The organism is Marinomonas sp. SBI8L (assembly GCF_001624705.1).
Taxonomy (GTDB): domain Bacteria; phylum Pseudomonadota; class Gammaproteobacteria; order Pseudomonadales; family Marinomonadaceae; genus Marinomonas.
Map to the genome: position 1 here is coordinate 1 of NZ_JSEO01000036.1, position 752 is coordinate 752.

1 protein-coding gene is annotated in these 752 nt (G+C 43.8%); it reads left to right on the plus strand.

Annotation, left to right across the window (positions count from 1 at the left end):
- The coding region (gene glnS / locus OA91_RS23780) for a glutamine--tRNA ligase (RefSeq protein ID WP_063340105.1) at positions 1–752 on the plus strand (752 nt) is incomplete at both ends.

A 752-nucleotide genomic window follows, 5' to 3' on the forward strand; every position in this document is an offset into this window, starting at 1 on the left:
CAAATGGTTACCTTCATATAGGGCATGCAAAGTCCATTTGCTTGAATTTTGGTTTGGCCCAGCGTTACCAAGGTCAGTGTAACTTGCGTTTTGACGATACGAACCCTGAAAAGGAAAGTGTTGAGTATATTGAGTCTATAAAGCGTGATGTCGAATGGCTTGGTTATGAGTGGCAGGGCGAGCCTAAGTTTGCCTCTAATTATTTTGGTCAGCTTTACGATTTTGCTGTACAGCTAATCAAAGCCGGTAAAGCATATGTTTGCGAGTTAAATGCTGAGCAAATGCGTGAATATCGCGGTACGTTGAAAGCGCCGGGCAAAAACAGTCCATATCGTGACCGTTCTGTTGAAGAGAATTTGGCGATTTTTGACGACATGAAAAACGGCAAATACGCTGATGGAGAAGTGGTACTGCGCGCGAAGATTGATATGGCGAGCCCCAATATCAATTTACGTGACCCTATTATTTATCGCGTTCGCCATGTTCATCACCATCAAACCGGTGATCAATGGTGTGTCTATCCAATGTATGACTTTACCCATTGTTTGTCAGATGCGATTGAAGGCGTTACTCACTCTGTTTGTACTTTGGAGTTTCAGGATCACCGCCCACTGTATGATTGGGTATTGGAAACCTTGGGTACCGTTCATCCGCAGCAAATAGAATTTGCGCGTTTAAACCTGAATTACACGGTGACCAGCAAGCGTAAACTAAAACAACTGGTAGATGAACAGCATGTTTCTGGTTGGGAT